20 protein-coding genes are annotated in these 25,487 nt (G+C 66.1%); 8 read left to right on the plus strand and 12 right to left on the minus strand.

The window, feature by feature from the left end:
- The first annotated feature begins 45 nt into the window (after nucleotides 1-45).
- Nucleotides 46-1,749, plus strand: coding sequence for an AMP-binding protein (locus G7Y85_RS05675; protein WP_166253092.1), 1,704 nt, complete (start codon nucleotides 46-48; stop codon nucleotides 1,747-1,749).
- A 12-nt stretch (nucleotides 1,750-1,761) separates the two neighbouring features.
- On the opposite strand, the gene G7Y85_RS05680 is transcribed toward G7Y85_RS05675, so the two are convergent.
- Nucleotides 1,762-2,433: a TetR/AcrR family transcriptional regulator gene (locus G7Y85_RS05680; RefSeq protein WP_206675505.1), complete on the minus strand. Its 672-nt coding sequence runs from the start codon at nucleotides 2,431-2,433 to the stop codon at nucleotides 1,762-1,764.
- A 198-nt stretch (nucleotides 2,434-2,631) separates the two neighbouring features.
- Between G7Y85_RS05680 and G7Y85_RS05685 the strand changes: the two genes are divergently transcribed.
- The 4 genes from G7Y85_RS05685 (at nucleotide 2,632) to G7Y85_RS05700 (ending at nucleotide 11,412) form a co-directional block, all read left to right on the plus strand.
- Nucleotides 2,632-5,169, plus strand: coding sequence for a TonB-dependent receptor (locus G7Y85_RS05685; protein ID WP_166253095.1), 2,538 nt, complete (start codon nucleotides 2,632-2,634; stop codon nucleotides 5,167-5,169).
- 79 nt (nucleotides 5,170-5,248) lie between these two features.
- Entirely contained in the window at nucleotides 5,249-6,154 is a 906-nt protein-coding gene (locus G7Y85_RS05690) for an alpha/beta hydrolase (protein ID WP_166253100.1), read from the plus strand.
- Between the two features lie 167 nt (nucleotides 6,155-6,321).
- The gene (locus G7Y85_RS05695; RefSeq protein ID WP_366514917.1) at nucleotides 6,322-9,705 is read left to right on the plus strand and encodes a family 78 glycoside hydrolase catalytic domain; all 3,384 of its coding nucleotides are present in this window, start codon (nucleotides 6,322-6,324) and stop codon (nucleotides 9,703-9,705) included.
- Between the two features lie 111 nt (nucleotides 9,706-9,816).
- Entirely contained in the window at nucleotides 9,817-11,412 is a 1,596-nt protein-coding gene (locus G7Y85_RS05700; RefSeq protein WP_166253103.1) for a P-loop ATPase, Sll1717 family, read from the plus strand.
- 93 nt (nucleotides 11,413-11,505) lie between these two features.
- Here G7Y85_RS05700 and rhaT read toward each other — a convergent pair whose 3' ends face one another.
- The 8 genes from rhaT to G7Y85_RS05745 form a co-directional block, all read right to left on the minus strand.
- On the minus strand, nucleotides 11,506-12,564 hold the full coding sequence (gene rhaT / locus G7Y85_RS05705) for an L-rhamnose/proton symporter RhaT (RefSeq protein ID WP_166253106.1): 1,059 nt from the start codon (nucleotides 12,562-12,564) through the stop codon (nucleotides 11,506-11,508).
- Between the two features lie 78 nt (nucleotides 12,565-12,642).
- Nucleotides 12,643-13,524, minus strand: coding sequence for an amidohydrolase family protein (locus G7Y85_RS05710; protein ID WP_166253109.1), 882 nt, complete (start codon nucleotides 13,522-13,524; stop codon nucleotides 12,643-12,645).
- 776 nt (nucleotides 13,525-14,300) lie between these two features.
- A complete protein-coding gene (gene lra1 / locus G7Y85_RS05715) occupies nucleotides 14,301-15,086 on the minus strand; it encodes an L-rhamnose 1-dehydrogenase Lra1 (protein WP_166253112.1) in 786 nt (261 codons plus the stop codon).
- A gap of 53 nt (nucleotides 15,087-15,139) precedes the next feature.
- Nucleotides 15,140-15,397: a hypothetical protein gene (locus tag G7Y85_RS05720; protein WP_166253115.1), complete on the minus strand. Its 258-nt coding sequence runs from the start codon at nucleotides 15,395-15,397 to the stop codon at nucleotides 15,140-15,142.
- Nucleotides 15,398-15,637: 240 nt separating this feature from the next.
- The gene (gene rhmD / locus G7Y85_RS05725) at nucleotides 15,638-16,822 is read right to left on the minus strand and encodes an L-rhamnonate dehydratase (RefSeq protein ID WP_166253118.1); all 1,185 of its coding nucleotides are present in this window, start codon (nucleotides 16,820-16,822) and stop codon (nucleotides 15,638-15,640) included.
- Between the two features lie 32 nt (nucleotides 16,823-16,854).
- Complete coding sequence (locus G7Y85_RS05730; RefSeq protein WP_166253121.1) at nucleotides 16,855-17,607, minus strand: SDR family NAD(P)-dependent oxidoreductase; 753 nt, start codon at nucleotides 17,605-17,607, stop codon at nucleotides 16,855-16,857.
- Nucleotides 17,604-18,452: a fumarylacetoacetate hydrolase family protein gene (locus tag G7Y85_RS05735; protein ID WP_166253124.1), complete on the minus strand. Its 849-nt coding sequence runs from the start codon at nucleotides 18,450-18,452 to the stop codon at nucleotides 17,604-17,606. The genes G7Y85_RS05730 and G7Y85_RS05735 overlap by 4 nt, the downstream gene beginning before the upstream one ends.
- Nucleotides 18,453-20,041: 1,589 nt before the next feature.
- A complete protein-coding gene (locus G7Y85_RS05745) occupies nucleotides 20,042-21,022 on the minus strand; it encodes a LysR substrate-binding domain-containing protein (RefSeq protein WP_166253127.1) in 981 nt (326 codons plus the stop codon).
- A gap of 410 nt (nucleotides 21,023-21,432) precedes the next feature.
- Between G7Y85_RS05745 and G7Y85_RS05750 the strand changes: the two genes are divergently transcribed.
- From G7Y85_RS05750 to G7Y85_RS05760, 3 genes are read left to right on the plus strand one after another with little or no spacing between them, the layout of a single operon-like run.
- The gene (locus G7Y85_RS05750; protein ID WP_166253131.1) at nucleotides 21,433-22,194 is read left to right on the plus strand and encodes a (Fe-S)-binding protein; all 762 of its coding nucleotides are present in this window, start codon (nucleotides 21,433-21,435) and stop codon (nucleotides 22,192-22,194) included.
- Complete coding sequence (locus G7Y85_RS05755) at nucleotides 22,191-22,889, plus strand: LutC/YkgG family protein (RefSeq protein ID WP_166253135.1); 699 nt, start codon at nucleotides 22,191-22,193, stop codon at nucleotides 22,887-22,889. Before G7Y85_RS05750 ends, G7Y85_RS05755 begins: the two co-directional genes overlap by 4 nt.
- On the plus strand, nucleotides 22,886-24,316 hold the full coding sequence (locus G7Y85_RS05760) for a LutB/LldF family L-lactate oxidation iron-sulfur protein (RefSeq protein ID WP_166253138.1): 1,431 nt from the start codon (nucleotides 22,886-22,888) through the stop codon (nucleotides 24,314-24,316). Before G7Y85_RS05755 ends, G7Y85_RS05760 begins: the two co-directional genes overlap by 4 nt.
- On the opposite strand, the gene G7Y85_RS05765 is transcribed toward G7Y85_RS05760, so the two are convergent.
- From G7Y85_RS05765 to G7Y85_RS05775, 3 genes are read right to left on the minus strand one after another with little or no spacing between them, the layout of a single operon-like run.
- The gene (locus G7Y85_RS05765) at nucleotides 24,313-24,660 is read right to left on the minus strand and encodes a c-type cytochrome (protein WP_206675506.1); all 348 of its coding nucleotides are present in this window, start codon (nucleotides 24,658-24,660) and stop codon (nucleotides 24,313-24,315) included. The genes G7Y85_RS05760 and G7Y85_RS05765 overlap by 4 nt on opposite strands.
- Nucleotides 24,657-24,944: a hypothetical protein gene (locus tag G7Y85_RS05770; RefSeq protein ID WP_166253141.1), complete on the minus strand. Its 288-nt coding sequence runs from the start codon at nucleotides 24,942-24,944 to the stop codon at nucleotides 24,657-24,659. Before G7Y85_RS05770 ends, G7Y85_RS05765 begins: the two co-directional genes overlap by 4 nt.
- Nucleotides 24,941-25,483: a hypothetical protein gene (locus G7Y85_RS05775; protein ID WP_166253144.1), complete on the minus strand. Its 543-nt coding sequence runs from the start codon at nucleotides 25,481-25,483 to the stop codon at nucleotides 24,941-24,943. Before G7Y85_RS05775 ends, G7Y85_RS05770 begins: the two co-directional genes overlap by 4 nt.
- Nucleotides 25,484-25,487 lie beyond the last annotated feature (4 nt).

The following is a 25,487-nucleotide window of genomic DNA, read 5'->3' on the forward strand; positions in this document are numbered from 1 at the left end:
CGAGTTCGCGCCGGCGCGGCCGCGCGCGGACCGACGGGAGGCCACATGAATGCAGTCCAGCATCAAGTCGAGCACGACGCGCATCTCAGTCTGGTACAGGGCGCCAGCTCGCCGCCGTTGATCGAGGACACGATAGGCGTCGCGCTGGACCGTGCCGCGCGGCGCTGGCCTCAGCGCGAGGCTCTGGTCGTCGCGCACCAGCAGCTGCGCTGGAGCTACGCCGAATTCGCGGCGCGGGTCGATGCGCTGGCGGCGGGCCTGCTGTCGATCGGCCTGACGCGCGGCGATCGCGTCGGCATCTGGGCGACCAATTGCGCGGAGTGGACACTGACCCAGTTCGCGACGGCCAAGGCCGGCCTCGTGCTCGTCAACATCAATCCGTCGTACCGGCTCTCGGAATTGCGTTACACGCTGGAGAAAGTCGGCGTGAAGGCGCTGATCGCCGCCGAATCGTTCCGCAGCAGCGACTACGTCGGCATGGTCGAAACCCTGCTGCCGGATCTCGCCGGCAGCGAACCGGGGCAATTGCAGAATGCGGCGCTGCCGTCGCTGCGGGCGCTGATCAAGATCGGCGGTCAGCCGCGAGCCGGCTGGCTCGACTTCGACACGCTCGCCCGGCAGGCCGGCGCCGAGCAGCTGCGCGCGCTGGCGGCACTGGCGGCCACGCTCGATCGCCACGATCCGATCAACATCCAGTTCACCAGCGGCACGACCGGTTTGCCGAAAGGCGCGACGCTGTCGCACCGGAACATCCTCAACAACGGTTATTTCATCGGCGCCAGCATGCGCCTGCGCGAAGGCGACCGCCTCTGCATTCCGGTCCCGCTCTATCACTGCTTCGGCATGGTGCTCGGCAATCTGGCGTGCGTCACGCATGGCGCGACGATGGTCTACCCGGCGCCGATCTTCGACCCGCTGGCAACGCTGCAGACCATCCAGGCCGAAGCCTGCACGGCGCTGCACGGCGTGCCGACCATGTTCATCGCCCAGCTCGCGCATCCGCAGTTCGAGCACTTCGACCTGTCGTCGCTGCGCACCGGCATCATGTCCGGTGCGCCCTGTCCGACCGAGGTGATGCGGCGCGTGCTCGAGCGCATGTACATGAGCGAGGTGACGATCGCCTACGGCATGACCGAGACCAGTCCGGTCAGCTTCCAGAGTTCCACCGACGAGCCGATCGAACGCCGCGTCTCCACGGTCGGCCGCGTGCAGCCGCACCTGCAATGCAAGATCGTCGATGCCGACGGCCACATCGTCGCGCGCGGCGAAACCGGCGAGCTGTGCACGCGCGGCTACTCGGTGATGCTCGGTTACTGGAACGATCCGGAAAAGACCGCCGAGGCGATCGATGCCGACGGCTGGATGCACACCGGCGATCTGGCGACGATCGACGACGAGGGTTACTGCCGCATCGTCGGCCGCATCAAGGACATGGTGATCCGCGGCGGCGAGAACCTGTATCCGCGCGAGATCGAGGAATTCCTGTACGGCCATCCCAAGGTGCAGGACGTGCAGGTGGTCGGCGTGCCGGACGCGAAGTACGGCGAGGAACTGTGTGCCTGGGTGCGCGTCCGCGAGGGCGAGACGCTCTGCGAGGCCGAGATGCTGGCGTTCTGCAACGGCCAGATCTCGAAGTTCAAGATCCCGCGCTACTGGCGCTTCGTCGACGCGTTTCCGATGACGGTGACCGGCAAGGTGCAGAAATTCCTGATCCGCGAGGCCATGCAGCGCGAACTCGGCAGCCGCTGAAGCGGCGGACGCTCAGTGCTCGCCGGCTGCCAGGATGTTCTGCAGATGCGCGAGGTAAGTGTGCAGCAGCTTGAGCGCACCCTGGATGCTGCGCCGGTCGGTGCCGATGATGGCTTCGATCGCCAGTCCGCGCAGCGCCGCCAGATGCAGGGTCACGCTGGCATCGATCATCGCGCGATTCTTCAGGCCGGTCGCCCTGGCCATCGCGCGGATCAGCTCGCGCCCGTACGTGCTCATGCGCTCGATCACCGGCGGCAGTCGGCTGCGCAGTTCGGGATCGCCCTGCATCGCCAGCATGATGTGCAGCACCGCCTGGCCGCCTTCGCCGCTGATCGCTTTCCAGGCGAGATCGATCAATCTCGCCATGTGGTCGCGCACCGCCTCGGGTTCGAGATGCGTGCGATAGAACTGCAGGTCACGCTCGAACACGTCCTCGACCACCGCCACCATCAGCTCGGTCTTGGTGGAGAAGTGATGCGCCATCGCGCCACGGCTGACGCCGGCGCGCTCGGCCACCATGGCCGTCGTCGTCGCCGAGTAGCCGTGCTCGTGCAGGCAGGAAATCGACGCGTCGAACAGCTTGCGGCGCATTTCCGAGCTGCGTTCCGCATTGGTGCGACGCGGGCGGCGGTGGCGGGCAGGCTTGCCGCTTTTCGCGGCCGCGACAGGTGTGGACTTGGGCACCGCTCGCTCCTTACGGGTCACCGGCATTCTAGCCAGCGCGGGCGCGCGTCGGCGTCGAATGCGTTTGGACATCCCTCGATAGAAAAATCACAACAACAAAAAAACCGGCTTGCCAGTATGTTTATGCAAGCCTAGCATGACTGAAAACACGAGCCGGACGACGACAGGTCGCCGCGCACTGCAATCGGGGGAGAACCGATGCCGAAGTTGAAGGGCATACCAGCGCTGCGGTTTGCGGCAAGCCTGCTGATCGGTCTGATCGGCGTCGCCGCGCATGCCGCGGACCCGGGCACCGCCGACGATCCGGCGGATGCTGCTGCAACGCCGGCCGACGCAGCGGCGCCCGCCGCCGTGGCGGACGGCAGCTCGAACACGCCGGCGCCGCTGCCGACGATCCCCCTGCCGGCCGGCAAGGCGCCGGCGCCGCCGAAGGCGGACAAGCAGGACGACACGTCGATCGCCGAAGTCATCGTCACCGCGCAGAAGCGCGAGGAGCGCCTGCAGGACGTGCCGCTGGCGATCACGGTGATCGGCAAGAAGCAGCTCGAGAAGCAGAACATCAGCACGACGGGCGATCTCGCGCGTGCGGCACCGGCGGTCGAAGTCAACGGCGAGCCCGGCAACCCGGACACGCACCTGAGCATTCGCGGCATTTCCACGCAATCGTTCAGCGTCACCTCGGAGCAGGCGGTGTCGTTCGTCGCCGACGGCGTGGTGCTCGGCCGCGCGCCCTCGGTGAGTCTGTTCGACATCGCCCAGGTCGAAGTGCTGCGCGGCCCGCAGGGCACGCTGTTCGGCAAGAACTCGTCGGCCGGCGTCATCAACGTCACCACCAACAAACCGGACCCGGGCGAATTCGCGGCCAAGCTGCATGCCGACCTCAGCGACGAATACGACTACCGCCTGCTGCAGGGCATGATCAACGTGCCGGTCAGCGACAACTCGGCACTGCGCATTGCCGCCGGTCAGACCTACCAGAGCGGCTTCATCCACAACAACGTCACCAACAAGGACAGCAAGACCGACATCAAGGGCGCACGCGCGCGCTATCTCTGGGACGTGACGCCGGATCTGCGCGTCAATCTGATCGCCGACTACGAGAAGTCGTACGTCAGCGAACAGCTGTACCTGCTGTTCAGCCGCTATGTCGACAGCAAGACCGGCGAGCCGCAACCGATCACCGGCTGCGGCGGCGCCTACGCCACCGACAGCATGCGCATCTCCTGCAATGGCGATCCGTCCAACAACACCAACGAAGCCTGGGGATTCTCCGGCCAGATCGACTGGACGCTCGGCGACCACACCATCACCTCGATCAGCTCGTTCCGCCGCTATCTGCAGGACGGCACGCTCGACGTCGACGGCCTGCCGGGCATGTATTACGACAACGGCAACAAGTTCGACAACCGCGTCTACTCGCAGGAACTGCGCATCGCATCGCCGACCGGCAACTGGCTCGAATACGTGGCCGGCCTGTATGCCTCGAAGGCGCATGTGCCGAACTATCTGCAGCAGAACATCGGCGACGACATGCTCGCCTCGCTGCTGACCGGCACCGTGCCGATCACGCTGTGCGCGACGCTGCAGATCTGCCTGAACGGCGATGTCGCGCAGCTGCAGAATCCCAACACCTACATCGCCGACCTGCACAGCTACGCGGCCTTCGGCCAGGCGACCATGCGCTTCTTCGACGACTGGCGTTTCATCGTCGGTGCCCGCGAGACGCGCGACGAAGTCGAGATGACCTCGACCTCCTATCTCGGCGTCAAGCTGCTGAATTCGGCGACGCCGATACAGGTGCCGATGAACGCACCGCTGACCGGCAACGACACGGTCGACAACTTCTCGTGGAAGCTCGGCCTGCAGTACGACGTCACGCCGGTCTCGATGGCCTACCTGACGGTATCGCACGGCTACAAGGGACCGCAGATCGTCTTCAACCCGCCGGGCATCATCCCGACGATCGACGGCCTCAACAGCAAGCTGCCGACGCCGGCGTCGATCTCCATCGTCAAGCCGGAATATCCGATGGACTACGAGATCGGCTTCAAGACGCTGCTGTGGGGTGGCTTCTACGCCAACCTCAACCTGTTCTACACGAAGATCGAAGACTTCCAGTCGCAGGTCTTCAACGCGCAGGGCACGGCGACGCCGAACAACATTCCGAGCATCGTCACCAAGGGCGTCGAGCTCGATTTCTTCGGCAAGCCGTTCACCGGCTTCACGATCAACGGCGGCTTCCTCTACAACCCGGCCGTCTATCCGAACTACTACGTGAGCTGCACGCAGGACGGCCCGCAGTGCGGCGACAACCCGAACACCGAGCCGACCGAAGACAACGTCGAGAACATCAAGGGGCAGCAGCTGACGCTGGCGCCGAGGTGGAAGTACACGCTGGCCACCGACTACGAGCATCCGCTGTTCTGGGGCATGTCCGGCTTCGTCGGCATGGACGCCGTCTATCGTTCCAACATCCGCTTCATGGCACAACGCGACACACGCACCAATTCCGGTGCGCATACCATCGTCGGCGCGCGCATCGGTCTGCGTCAGCCGGAACAGGGCTGGACGCTGTCGCTGTTCGTGCGCAACCTGTTCGACGAGCGCTACGCGCAATTCAAGTTCGCGCCGTACCTGCTGTCGAACGCCAGCGCGCCGGGCATCGATGCCACCGGCCAGGCCCTGAGCACCGAGTCGTTCCGCTTCATCGGCCTCACGCTCGACTACGAGTTCTGACCCCACGCCGCGCCGATCCGCGCCCAACACTGTCCATCACCGCCACCGCACTGCAAGATGGACCCAGGAGGAAACGAAAATGAAGAAGACCTGGCTGGTACTGCCGCTGATGGCGACAAGCCTTGCATTCGGTGCCGCGCACGCGGCTGACGGGCCGCAGCTGATTCCGATCTGGCCCGGCGCGATTCCCGGTGTCACCGGCGACGCCGGCAATACCGGCCAGGAGACGATGGCGCCGTGGAACGAAACCATCGTCCGCAACGTCACCAGGCCGACGCTGGAAGTGCACCTTGCCGATCCGAAAATCGCCAACGGCGCGGCGATCATCATTGCGCCGGGCGGCGGCTTCCGCTTTGTCAGCGTCGACAACGAGGGCACGCAGGTCGCCGATGCGCTCAACGCCAAGGGCGTCGCCGCGTTCATCCTGCGCTACCGCATGATGCCGACGCCGCCGTCGGATGCCGACTTCGCCGCGCAGCTCGGCGAGCTGCTCGGGCCGCTGTTCGGCCCCGGCATCTACGACGAGATGAAGAAATGGGGCCCGGCGGCGATCGCCGACGCCGGTCAGGCGATGAAGCTGGTGCGCAGCCGCGCGAAGGAATGGAAGCTCGCGCCGGATCGCATCGGCCTGCTCGGCTTTTCGGCCGGCGGCGTCGCCACACTCGGCGTGCTGCTCGATCACGACAAGAGCGATCGTCCGGACTTCGCCGGTCTGATCTATCCGGGGCCGTGGACCATCGACAAGGTGCCGGCCGATGCACCGCCGCTGTTCGTGGCCGCCGCCAAGGACGACGCGCTGACGCCGCTCGCGGCCGAACCGCAGGCGCAGGCCTGGAAGGACGCCGGTCATCCGGTCGAAACGCATTTCTACGAAAAGGGCGGCCACGGCTTCGGCATGAAGCAGCAGGGCGTCGATGCCGACCTGTGGATGAGCGCGTTCACCGCCTGGCTCGATGCCCAGGGTGTTCTCAAGAAGGGCAAGTAGCCCTCGTCGCGCGCGCGACCTGATGCCGGAGGAAGACGGGCATGCGATCTGTGAAGTGGCTGGCGGTGCTGGTACGGCGATTCCTGCGTTTCGGCACGTCGCCAGCCGTTCGCCCCGAGTGCCGCGCGCAGCGCGGGGTATCGAGGGGCCGCAGCACAAGGCCGCGAGTGTTCCCATACGCCGGCTCCGCCCGCGGTTCGACACGAACGGTCGAGCGGGGGCGCCACTTCCGTGTCGCCACGTTCGCCATGCTGATCGGCGCGTCGGCCGCGCTGCAGGGCTTGAGCGCTTGCGCCGTCTCGGCGCCCGCCGCGTCGCCGCATGACGGTCCGGTGTCGCTGCTGCCGTTCGATCTGAAGACCGAATACGCGCGCGAGCCGCTCGGCCTCGACGAGCCGCAGCCGCGTTTCTCGTGGCGGCTGCCGGACGGCGCCGGCGACGGTCGCCAGCGCGCGTACCGGATTCGCGTCGCGACTTCGGCGCAGACACTCGAAGGCGGCAGCCTGTGGGACAGCGGTCGTCGTGAAAGCGGCGACACCGCGCAGATCGTCTACGAAGGGCCGGCGCTGCAATCGCGCACGCGCTACTGGTGGCAGGTACAGACCTGGGACGGGCGCGGCCATGCGTCCGGCTGGAGCGCGCCGTCGTGGTGGGAGATGGGTCTGCTCGAGCCCGACGACTGGTCCGCGCAGTGGATCTCCGGCCGCACGACGCTCGATCACGACTGGCACGACGCGCGCATCCGCTTCGACTTCACGCTGACCGGCAGCAGCGTCGGCTTCCTGTTCCGCGCGCGGCCGGTCGGCAAGACCTACGGCGAAGCGTATCTGTGGCGGATCATGAAAGTCGGCGGCGCGATGCAGCTGGTCCAGCAGGTGCGCCGCTATCCCGGCGGCAGCAGCTCGAACGTCGCGGTTGCAACCCTGCATTCGCAGCCCATCGTCACCGGCAAGGACTGGGCGACGCGTGCGCATCAGCTGGTGATCGACGCGCACGGCAAGACCCTGACGACGACGCTCGACGGCGTGCGCATTGGCAGCGTCGAGGACGACGCCGAAACCTCCGGCACGATCGGCTTCATCGCCAATGAACCGAACGCCGCGATCATCCACGCGGTGTCGATCGACAGCGCCGACGGCGATTTCAAGACCGACTTCAGCGACGGCATCAATCCGTTCACCGGCGGCAGCCTCGTTGCCGGCGGCCTGCAGGTCGCGGCCGGCGTGCCGGACAAGGACCTCGTGCTGCCGATCGGCGCACCGGCGCCCTTGCTGCGCCGCGCGTTCGCGCTCGCCGAGCGGCCGGTGTCGGCGCGCCTCTACGTCGCGGTCGGCGGCTTCGCCGATCTGAGCCTCAACGGCCAGCGCATCGGCCATTCGCTGCAGGACGGCTACACCGACTACGACAAGCGCGTGCTGTATCGCAGCTTCGACGTCGGCGACGCGCTGCACGCCGGCGACAATGTCATCGCCGCCGAACTCGGCCGTGGCTGGTATGGCGTCACCGAGCCGAACGAGTGGTACTGGCACATGGCGCCGTGGCACGCCGCGCCAACGCTGCGCGCGCAGCTCGAACTGCGCTTCGCGGACGGCCGCACGCAGCGCATCGTCAGCGACGACAGCTGGCGCGCGACAGACGGCCCGACCCGCCACGATTCGGTCTACGGCGGCGAGCGTTACGACGCGCGCCTCGCGCAGCCCGGCTGGCGCGGCGCCGGCTTCGACGACAGCGGCTGGCAGGCGGCGAATCTCGTCGACGGGCCGAAAGGCGCGTTGCGCGCGGCGACGCAGGAGCCGATCGCCGCGGTCGGCGAAATCGCGCCGCAGTCGATCAGCGAGCCCAAGCCCGGCGTGTTCGTCTACGACTTCGGCCGCATCTTCGCCGGCCGTCTGCGGCTGCACGTCAGCGGTCCGCGCGGCACGACGCTGCGCATGACGCAGACCGAGAAGCTCAACGACGACGGCACCGTGGCGATCGTCTCCGGCCTCGTCGACGCGCAGTTGCAGACCGACCAGTACACGCTGGCCGGCGACGGCGATGAAAGCTGGACGCCGCGCTTCGGCTACAAGGGCTTCCGCTATGTGCAGCTCGAAGGCTTCCCCGGCACGCCGACGCTGGACACGCTGCAAGGCGAGATCGTGCATTCGGCGGTCGCGTCCGCCGGCAGCTTCGAAAGCTCGAACGAACTGCTGAACAAGATCCAGCAGGCCGCGCGCAACACGATCCTCAACAACATGCACGGCAACCAGACCGACACGCCGACCTACGAGAAGAACGGCTGGACCGGCGATGCGCAGGCCTCGTCGCTGGCGTCGGCGCTGAACTTCGACGTCGCGCGCGTCTGGACCAAGTGGCTCGCCGACTTCCGCGACTCGCAGTCGGACAAGGGCGAGATTCCCGAGATCGTGCCGTCGACGCCGTACTACGGCTACGAGAACACGCCGGGCTGGAACATGGTCTGGGGGCCGCTGCCGTCGTGGGACGCGGCGACCTTCGTGCTGCCGTGGGAGCTGTACGAGCGCAGCGGCGACCGTCGCATCCTCGAACGGATGTACGACACACAGAAGCGCCTCGTCGACTACACCGGCACGTTCTTCAGCAGCGAGTACAAGTACGCCAATCCGAACAATCCCTTCCTCGGCGAATACGCCTCGGCGATGCCGCCCGGCGGCCTGATGGCGGCGATCCGCCTGATGCCGGCCGGCCCGGTCGATGCGACCGCGAGCGCCTACTACTTCCACATGCTCGACCTGCAGGCGCGCAGCGCCGCGCTGCTCGGCAAACCCGAAGACGCCGCCAAATACCGCGCGCTCGCCGACAAGGTCCGCGCCGCCTACAACGCGCGCTACTGGAACGCCGACGAGAAGCGCTACGGCTCCGTCGGCTACGACGGCAAGCCGCGCGCCTACGCGCAGACGCAGAACGTGCTGCCGGTCGCGTTCGGTATCGTGCCGGACGGCATGGCCGCCGAGGTGATGCGCCAGGTCAACGACGACATCGTCGCGCACGACCACCACCTGACCATCGGCGTCTACGCCGGCCGCTACGTCATGACCCTGCTGTCCGACTACGGTTACGCCGACACCGCGTTCAAGGTCGCCACAAGCACCGACTATCCGAGCTGGGGCTTCTGGATCGAGAACGGCCTGTCGACGATGGCCGAAGGCTGGGAGCTGAGCTCACGGTCCTGGGACCACCACTACTGGGCGTCGATCAGCTCGTACTTCTACCAGTCGCTCGCCGGCATCCGACCCGCCGCGCCCGGCTACACGAAGCTGACGATCAAGCCGGTGCCGCCGACGGGGCTACAGTCCGTACACGCGACGCTCGAAACCGAGCAGGGCACCGTCGTCTCCAGCTGGCGCCACGAGAACGGCCGCTTCACGCTCAACGTAACGATCCCGCGCGGCGCCGAGGCGGAGGTCTGGGTACCGAGTCCGAAGGGCAAGCCGACGGCGGTTCCTTCAAGCGCGCACTTCCTGCGGCGCGAGGGCGATCGGTCGGTCTATCGGGTTGCGTCCGGGGACTACCATTTTGAAGCGGTAGACTGAATCTGCGTGCTATGCGGGAGCAAGCATCGACTGATTTGATCAGGCGCAAATTGCGGAGCCCCCTTTCGGCACGCTTTCAACCATAAATCTTCAAAGCGCCAAGGAGATCATATGATTTCGGCAGCGTTGCATGAAGAGCCTCGTCAAAAGACGTCACAGGCCCTGGTCATGCATACTTGTGAGGCGAAATTCTCCATCTCTGGAGCAACAATGTCTCAGAAACTTGAAGTGCTGAAGAAGCTTGAGATTGGGGAACGCGTTGCGGAAGATGAAGCAGATCACCTCGAAAACTACTTCGTAGAGACAGATCAGTGGCAACAGATGTATGCCGGCGAAATTGACGTCGTGTACGGTCCAAAGGGATCGGGTAAAAGTGCTCTTTACACCTTACTGACTAGAAAGGAAACAGCACTTTTTGATGAGGGCGTTTTAATAGCCCCGGCTGAAAATGTCATGGGCGCCACGGTATTTCGGGCAATCGTAATTGATCCTCCACCGACTGAACTGTCGTTCATATACCTTTGGAAGCTTTATTGTTTGGCCCTAGCCGGACGGACACTGCGAGAATATGGAATTGCAAAGGAAGAGAGTCGCGCGTTAGTCGATGCACTCGAGAGGGCAGGATTGTTGCCGGCGAAAGGTTCACTGTCGACTTTCTTTCGAGCTGTATCCAACTACCTCCGTAACTGGATTAACCGCGACGTGGCCTCTGTTGAATATGGACTTTCTGTAGACCCAAATACGGGGATACCTGCCCTAACTAGGAAAACGGAATTTAACAAAGAAACGGAAGCGCAAAATCTTGGAGACATACCAGTCGACGAACTCTTTGAGATCGCCAACCGTGCACTGGAGCTGTCGGGACTTCGGCTATGGATACTATTTGATCGCTTAGACATTGCCTTTGCTGGATCTCCTGATCTGGAGAGGAATGCACTGAGGGCGCTGTTTCGAGCCTATAACGACATGAAGGGCTTAAGGAACCTTTCATTGAAGATATTTGTCCGTAACGACATTTGGAGCCGCATTACAGAAGGGGGATTCACCGAGGCAAGCCACATCGTTAAGGCGATTGACATCGCCTGGTCGCCAGAGGGGCTGTTGAATCTTCTCGTTTTGCGCCTCCTGAACAGTCCGGCATTGGTTGACTATCTCGGAATTGATCCGGACGAGGTGCGCTCGAGCTATGAGAAGCAACGCGAACTTTTTTATATGTTGCTTCCAGACAAAGTTGATACTGGAAAGAATCCCGATACCTTCGATTGGATTGTGTCTCGCACTACAGATGCTAACGGTCAGCCAGTGCCAAGAGAGATTATCCACTTGCTTGAATCGGCTAAGAATATACAAATAAAAAAGCTTGAACGTGGAGGCGATGAACCAGACGGGACCCAACTTGTGGATCGGGCTTCCTTGAAGGAGGCGCTTCCTGTGGTTTCTAAAGTCAGGTACGAACAGACTCTCCTAGCTGAATACCATGATGTGAAGGACTACCTTCAGGCCCTACAAGGAGGGAAGTGCGAGCATACGATCACAACTCTGTCTCAGATTTGGCGTGAGGATGAAGCCACCACGGTCGAAGTAGCCAAGCGGCTTGTAGAGATCGGTTTTTTCGAGCGGCGAGTATCCGGGGAATCCCAAACATTCTGGGTTCCTTTCCTTTACCGGGGAGCACTTGACCTTGTACAAGGGCGAGCGGATGCGTAGTGCCGCTCGTGTAATAAGAGAAAAGCAGCCGAAGTAAATTCCGGACGGCTACGAGCCGTAGCTGCAGATTGGCCGTCGTCTGCCTGCCTGCGCTCACCGGGCCAGCAGCGCATTCCCATACCCCACCACCAGCACCGACAACAAAATCGTCGCGATGCCGAGTGCGATCGCCGTGAACGTCCGCCGGTCGACGCCTTTCCACTCCTTCAGCAGCAGCCCCCAGGCGTTGGCGACGAGGATGATGAACGCCATGTGCAGGATCCACGAGCTGGCGCCGTTGCTGAGTTTGCTGGCGCCCATGCCGTAGAAGAAGAACTGCAGGAACCAGATGGTGCCGGCGAGCGCGGAGAACAGGTAGTTGGCGAGCAGCGGCGTGCTGCGCTTCGTGTAGTCGCCGAAGCTGCGGTTGCGGGCGTTGAGGATCAGGCACCAGATCAGGTTGGTGGTCAGGCCGCCCCAGAGCACGACGACGAAAACGACGTTGTTCTGGAACAGCGGGTTGCTGCCCTCGCGCACGGCGGCCTGCGCCATGCTCTGGCCGGCTTCTAGCCCGAAGTTGAAGCAGGCGCTGAGGATGCCGGAGATGGTTGCGACGGCGAGGCCGAGCGGCAGGTTGAATTCGCTGATGCTGGCTTTCTTGTCGGCTTCCGGCTGAGAGGCTTCCTTCATCATGCCGGCCTTGCCGCAGATGGCGATGCCGGCGAGGCAGATCGCGACGCCGGCGAGCACCCAGAGTCCGCCGGCGCTGTGCAGCATCGAGCTCAGCGATTCGCCGGACACGCCCATCACGTCGCGGTAGATCGGCGGGATCAGCGCACCGAATGCCGAGCAGAAGCCGAGCGCGACCGACATGCCGAGCGACAGGCCGAGATAGCGCATCGACAGGCCGAAGGTCAGGCCGCCGATGCCCCACAGCAGGCCGAGCAGGTAGGTCCAGAACAGTGTCGCCGTCGGCGTCGCGGCGATGATCTGCAGGAAGTGATCGACGGTCAGCGCGGCGGCGAGCCACGGCACCAGCAGCCACGAGAATAGGCCGCCGACGATCCAGTAGCTTTCCCAGGACCAGCCGCGCACCTTCTTGTACGGCAGGTAGAAGCTGCCGGACGCGAAGCCGCCGACGAAGTGGAAGAACACGCCAATCAGGACGGTCATGCTGTACTCGCTTTGCCGTGATGCGCCGTGGCGCGTCCGGTCGGTGATGCGGCCCGCTCGGCCGCGTGTGGGTTCGGTTCAGATCCGGTAGCAGCGCTCGGCATTGCCGACGAACAGGGCGTGGCGTTCGGCGCTCGATGCACCGGCGACGATGTCGGCGTACGCGTGCCAGAGCGCGCCGCAGCTCGAATGCAGGCCGTCGATCGGGAAGTTCGACGCGAACATGCAGCGCGCCGCACCGAACGCATCGATCGTTTCGAGCACGTAGGGGCGCAGGCTGTCGACCGTCCAGTCGTGGTCGAACATCGCCAGGCCGCTGATCTTGATGCTGACGTTGGCGCAGGCCGCGAGCGCGCGCAGGCCGTCGCGCCATTCGCGCCGGCCGCGCGCGTCGCGGTCGACGCACATGCCGGCGTGATTGACGATGAACGCGATCTGCGGATGCCTCGCGGCGAGTTCCGCGGCGAGCGGCGCCTGGGAGGGATAGATCTGCAGATCGAACGACAAGTTCAGCAGCGCGAGCGTGCCGAACTGCGTGCGCCACGCGCTTTCCGTCATGTAGTGGCGGCCGACGTAGTCGTAGCGCGGATCGGCATGCACGTTGAGGATCTGGCGGACGCCGCGCAGGTTCGCGGACTGCGCGTGCGCGGCGAGCCGTGCCGCGGCGTCCGGCTGCGAGAAGTCGATGGCCGCGACGATCGCCTGTGGAAAGCCGCCGTCGTCGGCCAGCGTCTGCAGCCAGCGCGTTTCCGCGAGCGGGTCGGCCGGGTTGGCCTCGACGTTGACGAGCTTGAGCAGCTCGATGTCGTCGGCGCGCGCCTGCGCGATCAGGTCGGCCGGCAGGAAGCGGCGCGGCAGCCTGCGGTTGTCGCCCGAATACGCCTCGCCGGCCGGCATCAGCCAGGGCAGGGCGACGGCATCGAGGTCCCAGAGATGGACGTGCGGGTCGACGACTTTCATCGGTGATTCCGCTCACTGCGATGAACCGCACTCATAGGTCCGTTCGCCCCGAGTGCCGCGCGCGCAGCGTACGGCCCCTCGATACGCTGCTTCGCAGCACTCAGGACAGGTGTATCGAGGGGTCTCTGCCCTGCGAGTGCGGCGGTCCCTCGATACATTTCGGCTTGCGGCGGAACGCTCGGGACGAACGGTTCGCGGCTGGGTCGCGGCTTCGGCGTATCGGGGATCATTGCGGGTGCCCTGCGAGTACGGCGGTCCCTCGATACATTTCGGCTTGCGGCGGAACGCTCGGGACGAACGGGTCGCAGGCGGGTAGCTGCTTCGGCGCATCGGTGATCATCGCGGGTGCCCTGCGAGCATGTCGGTCCCTCGATACATTTCGGCTTGCGCCGAAACACTCGGGACGAACGGTTCGCGGCTGGGTAGCCGCCTCGGCGTATCGGTGATCATTGCGGGTGCCCTGCGAGTGCGGCGGTCCCTCGATACATTTCGGCTTGCGCCGAAACACTCGGGACGAACGGTTCGCGGGCGGGTGGCTGCTTTGACGGATCGGTGATCATTGCGGGTGCCCTGCGAGTGCGGCGGTGCCTCGATACATTTCGGCTTGCACCGAAACACTCGGGACGAACGGTTCGCGGCTGGGTGGCTGCTTTGACGGATCGGTGATCATTGCGGACGCCCTGCGAGTGCGGCGGTCCCTCGATACATTTCGGCTTGCGGCGGAACGCTCGGGACGAACGGTTCGCGGGCGGGTCGCTGCTTGATCGTATCGACGATCACTGCAGGTTCACGAACAGGCCGCCGTCGACGAGCAGCGCCGCGCCGTTGACGTAGCGCGCCAGATCGGAAGCGAGGAACACGACGCAGTTGGCGACGTCGACCGGCTCGCCGAGCCGGCCGAGCGGCACGCGGCCCTTCATGTAGGCGAGCTTCTCGGGCGAGGCGAGGTCTTCGGCGTTGAGGTCGGTCGCGATCGTGCCGGGCATCACCGAGTTGCAGCGGATGCCGTACGGACCGAGCGCGACGGCGCAGGACTGCATCAGCGAATGCACGCCGGCCTTGGTCGGCGTGTAGTGCGCCTGCTGGCCGCCGCCGACGAGGGCGCTGATCGAGCTGGTCGCGACGATCGCGCCGCCGTGGCCCTGCGCCTTCATCTGCCGCGCGACCGCCTGCGTGACGTAGAACGCGCCGTGCAGGTTCACTTCCATCGTCCGCCGGAAGTCTTCGAGCGGAATGTCGAGAAAGGCGTGGAACGGGCAGATGCCGGCGTTGGCGGCGAGCACGTCGACCTTGCCGAAGGCCTGCACGGCGGCGTCGACGAGGCGCAGGCCGGTCTGCGGATCGGCGACATTGCCTTCGAGCGCGACGACACGGCGGCCGAGCGCCTCGATCTCGCCGACGACTTCGTCGATCGCCGTCTTGCGGCCGTAGCCGGCATCGTTATCGCGGTAGTAGTTGATCAGCACGTCGGCGCCGTGACGCGCGGCCTCGACGGCGATCGCGCGGCCGATGCCGCGCGAACCGCCGGTGACGATCAGGACCTTGCCTTCTAGCAGCTTCACGTCTCTTCTCCTCGGCGCGCCGCTTCTGTGTCGGTCACGCCTTTGCACTGTCGCTATTCCACTGCGCAGCCCGCGCCGCACACCGCTGCGTGCCGTTCGTCCCGAGTGTTCCGGCGCGAGCCGGAATGTATCGAGGGACCGCCATGCCTGCTGGCCGCAAGCCCCTCGATACACCGCGCGCGGCGCGTGCGGCACTCGGGGCGAACGGTCTCGCAGCGGCAAGCCATCTGCGGCATTGCACTAGTGCCTATACGGCCGATGCCGCGGGAACCGCCGGTGACGATCAGGATCTTGCCTTCGAGCAGCTTCACGTCTCTTCTCCTCGGCGCGCCGCTTCTGTGTCGGTCACGCCTTTGCACTGTCGCTATTCCACTGCGCAGCCCGCGCCGCACACCGCTGCGTGCCGTTCGTCCCGAGTGTTCCGGCGCGAGCCGGAATGTATCGAGGGACCGCCACGCCTGCTGGCCGCAAGCCCCTCGATACACCGCACGCGGCGCGTGCGGCACTCGGGGCGAACGGCCTCGCAGCGGCAAGCCATCTGCGTCATTGCATTAGTGCGTATACGGCCGATGCAGCGTGCAGGCCGGGTTCAGGCGCACGCCGAAGCCGGGCTTGTCGAGCGCGCCGACCCCGAGTCTGCCCTGAACCGGCACCGGCTCGTCGAGCAGCAGCGGATTGAACATCGGCACGACCTCGTCGGCCTTCGGCGCCATCATCAGGAATTCGGCGAACGGCGAATTGTGCCGCGTGATGACGAAGTGGTAGCTGTAGACCGACGAGCCGTGCGGAATCACCAGCGCGCCGCGCGCGTCGGCGAGCGCCGAGATCTTGATCAGCTCCGTCATGCCGCCGCACCAGCCGACGTCCGGCTGGATGATGTCGCAGCAGTCCATCTCCAGCAGCATGCGGAAGCCCCAGCGGGTCGCCTCGTGCTCGCCGGTCGTCACCAGCATGCCGCGCGGCGCCTGCTTCTTCAGCTCGGCGTAGCCCCAGTAGTCGTCCGGCGACAGCGCCTCCTCGATCCACTTCAGGCCGTGCTCGTGCGCGCGCTGCGCGAGCTTGATCGCGTAGTTCAGTTCCAGGCTCATCCAGCAGTCGAACATCAGCCAGAAGTCGCTGCCGACCCGCGCACGCATCTCGGCAAGCTCGGCGATGTTCTTCTGCAGGCCTTCCTCGCCTTCGGCCGGTCCGTGGTGCAGCGGCATCTTGCCGCCGATGAAGCCGAGCTTCTTCGACAGGTCCGGGCGCGAGCTCGTCGCGTAGAACTGCAGTTCCGGCCGCACGGCGCCGCCGAGCAGATGATGGACCGGCTCCCTGCGCCATTTGCCGAGCAGGTCCCAGAGCGCGAGGTCGACGCCGGACAGCGCGTTGACGACCAGGCCCTTGCGTCCGTAGTACTGCGTGGCGAAATACATCTGGTCCCAGATCTTCTCGATGTCGGTGAGCTTCGCGCCCTCGACGAAGCGCGCGAGATGCTTTTCGACGATGTACGCGGCCGGCTCGCCGCCGGTCGTCACCGCGAAGCCGGTCGTGCCGTCGCTGGCTTCGAGTTCGACGACCAGCGTGCCGAGCACGTTGATGCCGAAGCTCTGCCGGCTCTGCCGGTATTCGGGATAGCGCGCCATCGGCGTGGCGATGTGATCGTCGATCCAGTGGCCGCCGCCCTGGTCGTGGTAGTCGGCGCCGCCGCCGCGGACGACGAAGGCGCGCAGGTGCTTGATGGTCGGAACACTCATCGAGTATCGAATCCAGGAAAGTGGAGCGGAGATCAGTAGGTGGTGCGGCCGCCGGAAATGTCGAAGGTGCCGCCGGTCGTGAACGAGCAGTCGTCGCTCGCCAGCCAGCAGATCATCGCCGCGGTTTCCTCGGGTTCGCCGAGCCGGCCCATCGGAATGCGCGAGCGCATGTACTCGACGTGCTCGGGTTTCATCTGCGCGAGGATTTCGGTGTTGGCGGTCGCCGGCGTGATGCAGTTGACGAGGATGTTCTTCGTCGCCAGTTCCTTGCCGAGCGACTTGGTCAGGCAGATCAGGCCGGCTTTCGACGCGCTGTAGTGCGAGGCGTTCGGATTGCCTTCCTTGCCGGCGACCGACGCGATGTTGACGATGCGGCCGTAACCCTGCGTCAGCATCATCGGCACGACGGCGCGCACGGTGAGCACCGGACCCATCAGGTTGACGTCGAGCACGCGGCGCCACATCGCCGGATCGAGTTCCCAGGTCGGGCCGTTGCCGCCGGTGATGCCGGCGTTGTTGACGAGGATGTCGATCTTTCCGAAACGCTGCTGCGTCTGCTGCGCCGCCGCCTGCACCGAGGCCTCGTCGGTCAGCTCGACGGTGTGAATCGAGACGCGCTGCGGCTCGGCGAGCGTTTCCTGCGCCTGCGCGAGACGCCCGGCGTCGATGTCCCAGAGCGCGACCGACGCGCCCGAGGCGAGCATGCGTTCGGCCGCGGCATAGCCGATGCCGCGCGCGCCGCCGGTGATGACGGCGACGCGGTTCTTCAGATCGAGCAGGTTCACGGCGCGACCTGCACGGTGCGCTGCTGCTGCACGCCGAGACCGGCGATGCCGAGGCGCAGGGTCTGGCCGGCCTTCAGATACTGCGGCGGCTTCATGCCGAAGCCGACGCCGGGCGGCGTGCCGGTCGAAATGATGTCGCCCGGCTGCAGGCTCATGAACTGGCTGATGTACGAGACCAGCGTCGGCACGTCGAACACCATCGTCCGCGTGTTGCCGGTCTGGTAGCGCTTGCCGTCGATGTCGAGAAACATGTCGAGGTTCTGCACGTCGTCGATCTCGTCGCGCGTCACCAGCCACGGGCCGATCGGCGCGAAGGTGTCGCAGCCCTTGCCCTTGTCCCACTGGCCGTTGCGTTCGAGCTGGTAGGCGCGCTCGGACACGTCGTTGACGACGCAGTAACCGGCGACGTGGTCCAGCGCCTGTTCCGGTTTCACGTATTTCGCGGGTTTGCCGATCACCACGCCAAGCTCGATTTCCCAGTCGGTCTTTTCCGAACCGGGCGGAATTTCGATGTCGTCGTCCGGCCCGCAGATCGCGCTCGACGGCTTGAGGAACAGCACCGGTTCGGTCGGCACCGGCATGTTCGACTCGGCGGCGTGGTCGCGATAGTTCAGGCCGACGCAGACGATCTTGCCGACCCGGCCGACGCAGGGACCGTAACGCGGCGTGCCCGGCACGCGCGGCAGACTGTCCGGATCGAGCGCGCGCAACCGGGACAGTGTGTCCGGCAGCAGCGTCGAGCAGGCAATGTCCGCGATGTGCGCCGACAGCTCGCGCAGCTTGCCTTCGGCGTCGATCAGCGCCGGCCGTTCATGGCCGGGTTCGCCGTAGCGGGCGAGTTTCATGATGCATATCTCCTGCGCGGCGTCTGGTCGTTGTCATGGCCGCCGCCGCATGATCGCCGAGCGATCGATCGTGATCCAATCGAAAATCAGCGAGTTTCGATAGCCGAATGCGATCGGCCATGTCGGCGCCGGCAGGACTGACCCCGCATGAGCAGACGGAGCGCGTCTGCATGAGTTCGCTCGCTCGCCGCTGGCGAGTGTTCATCGAATTCGGCCATCTCGCTCGGCGCTCGTGGCGCGGTTCTGCCAGCCGATGTTCTCGCTCGTCTCGCGCAGTCCGTTTCTCCAGCCGGATTGCCTCGCTCATCGCGGGTGGTGCATCGCTCGATATGAATGACTTCTCTCATCACGCGCGGTGCGACTTTCCAGACGAATTCCCTCTCCTCCGTCACGCAGTGATGGGAGAGAGGGTCAGGGTGAGGGGCGCCCGCCCGCCGCGGCGCTCGATCCGGCAACCCCTCACCCCAACCCTCTCCCCTCTGCGAGGGGCGAGGGTTTTTTTGTGCGCTTCCGGCGCCGGCGTTTGCGCGATGGCTGCTTCGGTTCGGGCCGATGCGAGCGATGGCGGCTGTTGTCACCGCAACCTCCGTAGAACCTTTGTCGCTGCTGCCGTCGCTGCTGTGTGTACCGATGCTGGCATCGCCCCAGACGCGAAGACCGGGATCGACAGGAAGTTCAACCAGGTTGTCGCGCTCGGCATCTTTCAAGGCGAAGTCCCCTCGCGCGACGCGTGCAGCAGGTTTCTCCCGATGAATTGCCTCGCTGATCACGCGCGGTGCGTCTTTCCGGACGAATTCCCTCTCCTCCGTCACGCAGCGATGGGGTAGGGGGTCAGGGTGAGGAGCGCCCGCCCGCCGCGGCGCTCGATCCGGTAACCCCTCACCCCAACCCTCTCCCCTCTGCGAGGGGCGAGGGAGTTTTTTGTGCGCTTCCGGCGCCGGCGTTTGCGCGACGGTTGCTTCGGTTCTCGCCATGCGAGCGATGGCCGCCGCAACCGCAACCGCAACCGCAACCGCTACCGCAACCGCAACCGCAACCGCTACCGCAACCGCTACCGCTACCGCTACCGCTACCGCTACCGCTACCGCTACCGCTACCGCTACCGCTACCGCTACCGCTACCGCAACCGCAACCGCAACCGCAACCGCAACCGCAACCGCAACCGCAACCGCAACCGCAACCGCAACCGCAACCGCAACCGCAACCGCAACCGCAACCGCAACCGCTACCGCTACCGCTACCGCTACCGCTACCGCTACCGCTACCGCAGCAGTCGCCGCTTATGCCGGTGTCGGGATCAACGTCGACACCAGCACCGGCAGGAAGGTCAGCGACGTCGCCGCGCCCGGGGTCCTTCAAAAGGAACTCGCTCGCTGGACGCGCGCGGCGCTTTTCTCCAGAGGAATTCACTCGCTCGCCACCCGCGGTGCGTCTGTCCAGTCGAATTCCCTCTCCCTTGTCGCGCAGCGATGGGGGAGAGGGTCAGGGTGAGGGGGCGCACGCTCGCCGCGGTGCGCGATCCGGTAACGCCTTCCCCAGTCCTCCCTCTCTGCGAACAGCGAGGGGGCTTTTGCACCCCGACGAGGCGTTTAACGTTTTCGCGCGACCTTCTTTTTCGCAGCCTTGGCTGGCGGCGGCAGTTGCGCGTGCCGGCGCAGCAGGTCGATGAAGCGCTCGGCGGCTTCGTCCAGCGCTTCGTGCTTGCGGCTGAGAATGCCGAAGCCTTCGAGGTTGCGGCCGATCTCGATCGGCAGCGCCGTCAGCAGGCCGGCGCGCACATGATCACGGACCACGGGTTCCGGCAGCATCGCGACGGCATCGCTGTTCTGCACCAGCTGCAGCGTCGCGAAGATCGAGCCGCATTCGACGATGTTGGCCGGCGAGCTGAGCCGCGCCTGCGCCAGCTCCTCCTCGAACAGCTTGCGCGCGGGACTGCTCAGCGGCTGCAGCACCCAGGGCAAGGTCACCAGCCCGGCGAGTTCGACGCTCGCCTGCGCGCAGACCGGATGGCCGCTGCGCACGATCAGGCGCATCGACTCGTTGGCGATCGGCTCGAAGTCGAAATCGTTGTGCTGCAGCGGATGCGTGAAGCGGCCGAGCGCGAAATCGATCTGACCGCGTTGCAGCAGCTCGACGATCTGGTCGCTGGTTTCGCCGAGCACGCGGACGTTGAGCAGCGGCCGTTCGGCTTTCAGTTCGGCGACCGCCATCGCCAGCAGATCCGGCGCGGCGCCCATGATCGCGCCGACCGTGAGCTGGCCGTGGCCGCCCTTGCGCTTGGCGTCGAGGCCTTCGGCGAAGCGTTCGAGATCGGCCAGCGCGCGGCGCGCATACGCCAGCGTGACTTCGCCGAGCGGCGTCGTGTGCAGGCCGCGCGCGCGGCGTTCGAACAACAGGAAGCCGAACGCTTCCTCGATGCTGGCGAGCATGCGGCTGGCACTGGGCTGGGCAACGTTGATGGCCGCCGCCGCCTGATGCAGGTTGCCGGTCTCGGCCAGCGCAACCAGCAGCGACAGGTGCTTGTAGCGCAGGCGATTGACCAGCGCCTGTGTGGTTCGGACGGTACTCATCTATACCTTTTCCGCATCGGTCGATCGCCTTTTTTGATTGGGATGTTATCGATCGCCTGATTATAGTCATCCGCTGTCGCGCTGCATTCGGCGTTGCCGGAGTGTGGTTCGGTTCGCATGTCGTCTTTGTCGGACGAACTCCGACGGAATCGCCCGAGGGAGTCTCTGAACGAGCCTGTCATCGCGAGGTTGCAAAGTCGCCGTGGCGATCCGGATGCCCCGTTCGCGCAGGGAGCCGCCGGATCGCGCCGTTGCCTTCGGCACCTCGCAATGATGATGCGGGTCGTCATTCAGACCTTCCCGCAGGGGCTGCGGCATTCGTCGGCGTCGCCTGATCGCCGTGACGGCGCGCGCCGCACGGCGACGATTCTCCAAACCATGGCGGGACGCCTGTCGCCGCCGGAGCCGTGATGGAAACAGACACACACGTCTATCTGTTCGCGACCTGCGTCGTCGATCTGTTCAGTCCGCAATCGGGGCTCGACGCCGTCGAAGTGCTGGAAGCGCTCGGCGTCACGGTGGCCTTCCCGCGTGACCAGACCTGCTGCGGGCAGCCGGCGTACACGACCGGCTTTGCCGACGACGCGCGCCGCGTCGCCGCCGCGCAGCTCGACCTGTTTCCGCAGCCGTGGCCGATCGTCGTGCCGTCGGGTTCCTGCGGCGGCATGCTGCGCCATCACTGGCCGCGTTTGTTCGCCGACGATCCGCAGCGACTCGCGCAGGCCGAAGCGCTGGCGGCGCGGACCGTCGAGTTCTGCGATTTCGTCGACACGCGGCTGGCCGCGTCGCAAGTGGCCGACACCACGCCGGTCAGGCTTGCACTGCATACCTCGTGCACGGCGCGGCGAGAGCTGGCGACCCATCTCGCCGGACGTCGCCTGCTGGCGAAACTGCCGGGCGTCGAACTGCTCGAGCCCGAACACGAAGCCGAATGCTGCGGCTTCGGCGGCACATTCGCGATCAAGCATCCGGAAATCTCGGCGGCGATGACCGAAGACAAGCTCGATGCGCTGCAGGCGAGCGGCTGCGCGCAGTTCGTCAGCGCCGACTGCGGCTGCCTGCTCAATCTCAACGGCGCGCTCGAACGTCGGCCGACGACGCTGCGCGGCCTGCACATCGCCAGCTTCCTGCGCTCGCGGCTCGCAACGCGCGGTGCGGAGCAGCGGCGATGACACCGGACACCGAATCGATGCGCGCCCGCGCGGCCATCCTTGCGCGTCTGCGTGCCGCACCGCCGGTCGCGGCGCCGGCTTCGCCCGATGTCGCCGCCGGTCTCGCCGCCGATGGCGCGGGGTCCGGCGATGCCGCGGTCGCCGATTTCGCGGCGTGCGCCCGTGGCTGGCGTGCCGAGGTGATCGAGACGACACCGACGCGGTGGCCGGCGGTGCTGCGCGACCTGGCCGTGGCCCGCGGTCTGCGCAGTGTGCTGGCCGGGCGCGATACCGAGCTCGCAGCACGTCTTCCGGAAGCGCTTGGTGCACGTCTGCGGTGGTACGACGAGCCGCTGGCCGCGTTCAAGCCGCGCCTGTTCGACGCGATCGATGCCGGGATCACGACCGTGCGCGGCGGCGTCGTCGAAACCGGCAGCCTCGTGCTGTGGCCGGACGTCCGCGAGCCGCGCACGCTGTCGCTGGTGCCGCCGCTGCACATCGCCGTGCTGTGCGCGAGCACGCTGCATCCGACGCTGTACCGGATGATGGTGCGCGAACGCTGGGCCGACGGCCTGCCGACGAACGCGCTGCTGGTCACCGGCCCGTCGAAGACCGCCGACATCCAGCGCCTGCTGGTGTACGGCGCGCACGGCCCGAAACAGCTCGTCATCGTGCTCGTGCGCGACGATCGCGACGGCACCGGGGTTCCGGCATGAGCGGCGACCGGCAGCCGCGCCCGCAGGACTTCAAGGTGCAGAGCCGCGCGGCGCTCGCCGACCCGGCGCTGCGCGCGAGCTTTCGCAGCGCAATGGACTTTCTCGTCGACAAGCGCGCCGCGCAGTTTCCCGACATCGGCGCCTACGAGCGCCTGCGCAGTCTCGGTACACGGATTCGCGAGCATGCGCTTGCGAAGCTGCCGGAGTTGCTGGAACGACTGGAGCAGAATCTGACGGCGCTCGGCGTGCAGGTGCACTGGGCGGAAACGCCTTCCGACGCCAACCGCATCTTTCTCGACATCGCCGCCCGCCACGGCGCACAGGCGATGGTCAAGGGCAAGTCGATGGTCAGCGAGGAGATCGAGCTGAACCGCGAGATGGCGGCCCATGGCATCGACTGTGTCGAGACCGACATGGGCGAATACATCCTGCAGCTCGATGGCGACCGGCCGAGCCACATCATCATGCCGGCGATCCACAAGACCAAGGCCGATGTCTCGCGCATCTTCGCCGAGAAGATTCCCGGCAGCGCGCACACCGAGGATGTCGACGAACTGATCGCGATCGGCCGTCGGGCCCTGCGTGAGCGCTTCCGCGATGCGCCGATCGGCGTCACCGGCGCCAACTTCCTCGTCGCCGAAACCGGCTCGCTGGTGCTGGTCGAGAACGAAGGCAACGGCCGACTGTGCACGAGCGTGCCCGAGGTTCATGTCGCGATCACCGGCATCGAGAAGGTGATCGAAAGACTCGAACACCTGCCGCCGCTGTACACGTTGCTGACGCGTTCGGCGACAGGGCAGGCGGTGACGACCTATCTCAACATCGTCACCGGCCCGCGCCGCGCCGGCGAAAAGGACGGCCCGCGCGAAGTGCATCTGATCCTGCTCGACAACGGCCGCACGCAGGCCTGGCGCGACCAGCGCTTTCGCGCGACATTGCAATGCATACGCTGCGGTGCCTGCATGAATCACTGCCCGGTGTACACACGCGTCGGCGGCCTGAGCTACGGCACGACCTATCCCGGCCCGATCGGCGCGATCGTCTCGCCGCATCTGCTGGGGCTGGACGCAACGCGCGATCTGCCGACCGCGTCGAGCCTCTGCGGCGCCTGCGGCGAGGTCTGCCCGGTCGGCATTCCGATTCCCGAGCTGTTGATGCGTCTGCGGGGTGCCGCGCGCCGTCGGCCGGCTCCCGAGCGCAAGCCGCTGCGCGACGAGGGTGCGGCACGAAGCCGGGCCGAGACGCTGGTCTGGACGGCGTGGGCACTGCTGTATTCGCGCGCCCGGCTGTATCGCTGGTTCAGTTGGTGGGCAACGCGGCTGCGCCGCCTGACGCCGGCATGGCAGGGCGGCTGGACGCGCGGGCGCGTGCCGCTGCGACCGGCGCCGCGGTCGCTGCGCGAACTGCTCGCGCAGCGACGGCGCTAGCGCGATCCGCGGCCGACGCCGGCCCCGTCGCCCAGCGAGGCGTAGTAGCGCGAGAGCGCGTCGATCTCGTCGTCGTCCAGATTCCGCGCCATCGCGTTCATGACCGGATTGCGGCGGCTGCCATCGCGGAACGCGCGCAGTTGCGCGGTGAGATAGGGCGCGTTCTGTCCGGCGAGCAAGGGAAACAGCGGGGCCATCATCTCGCCGTGGCGCGGATGGCAGGCACCGCAGGCCGCGGCTCTGGCCGGCGGGGCTTCGTCCGCCTGCCGAGCCTGACAGGCGCACAGCGCCAGCAGCAGGATTGCGGCGACCGCCCGGCTCGCCAGTCCGTGCGGACGCGTCACGGTGACGGCCCGCGATCGTGACGCGACCGTCGCGCCGCAGGCGGGTATTGCGCGTCGACGAACATCAGGCTGTGGTAGCCGAGCAGTGTCAGCAGCAGCGCCGAGACGGCGGTGAAGGCGATCGGTCCGCTGCCGACGATCCAGGCGCGGCCGTGCCAGACCCATTCGATCAGCACCATGCCGCCGTACAGCAGTGCGTGACTGCCGATGCCGAGCAGCAGGGCAAGGCGCCGGTATCGGCGTGGTGATCCGGAAAACACCGGAGACGGGACGTTGTCGCTCATGGGCCGACGCCGATCTTGGTGACGGCGAGAAACACGACGATGCCGGTGAAGTAGATGATCAGCGGCGTCGTCAGCAGCAGGAACCACCAGTGCTGATGCAGCTTGCGCTCGCGATGGTCCGGGCCGCCGCGGGCGAGCGCGTGGCGCTTGTTGCCGCCCAGGTGCGAGAGGTGATAGTCGAAGCATTCGATCGGCACGAACAGCCCGAACACGATCAGCAGCTTGATCGTCAGCCAGGTTGCCGAGCTGTCCCAGCCGCCGACCCAGTACAGCAGCGGGCCGCTGATCATGACGACGGGAAAGGCGATGTGCTCGATCACGGCGCCGCGATCGAAGCGGTCGATCACCCAGTCGCGCTGCGCGATCACGCCGGCGTCGTGCGGATGGCGGCGCCAGGCCTGGAACGCCGGGACGAGGTAGTAGACGTAGGCAACCGACGTGCTCCAGATCCACGCCATGACCGCGGCGAGGTGCACGAACTTGATCTCCAGATACCATGGCGACAGCCACTCGCGCAGCGCGTCGATCGCCGCAGGCATCGTG

Origin of the sequence: Solimonas terrae (genome assembly GCF_011067135.1) — a bacterium.
Taxonomy (GTDB): Bacteria; Pseudomonadota; Gammaproteobacteria; order Nevskiales; family Nevskiaceae; genus Solimonas; species Solimonas terrae.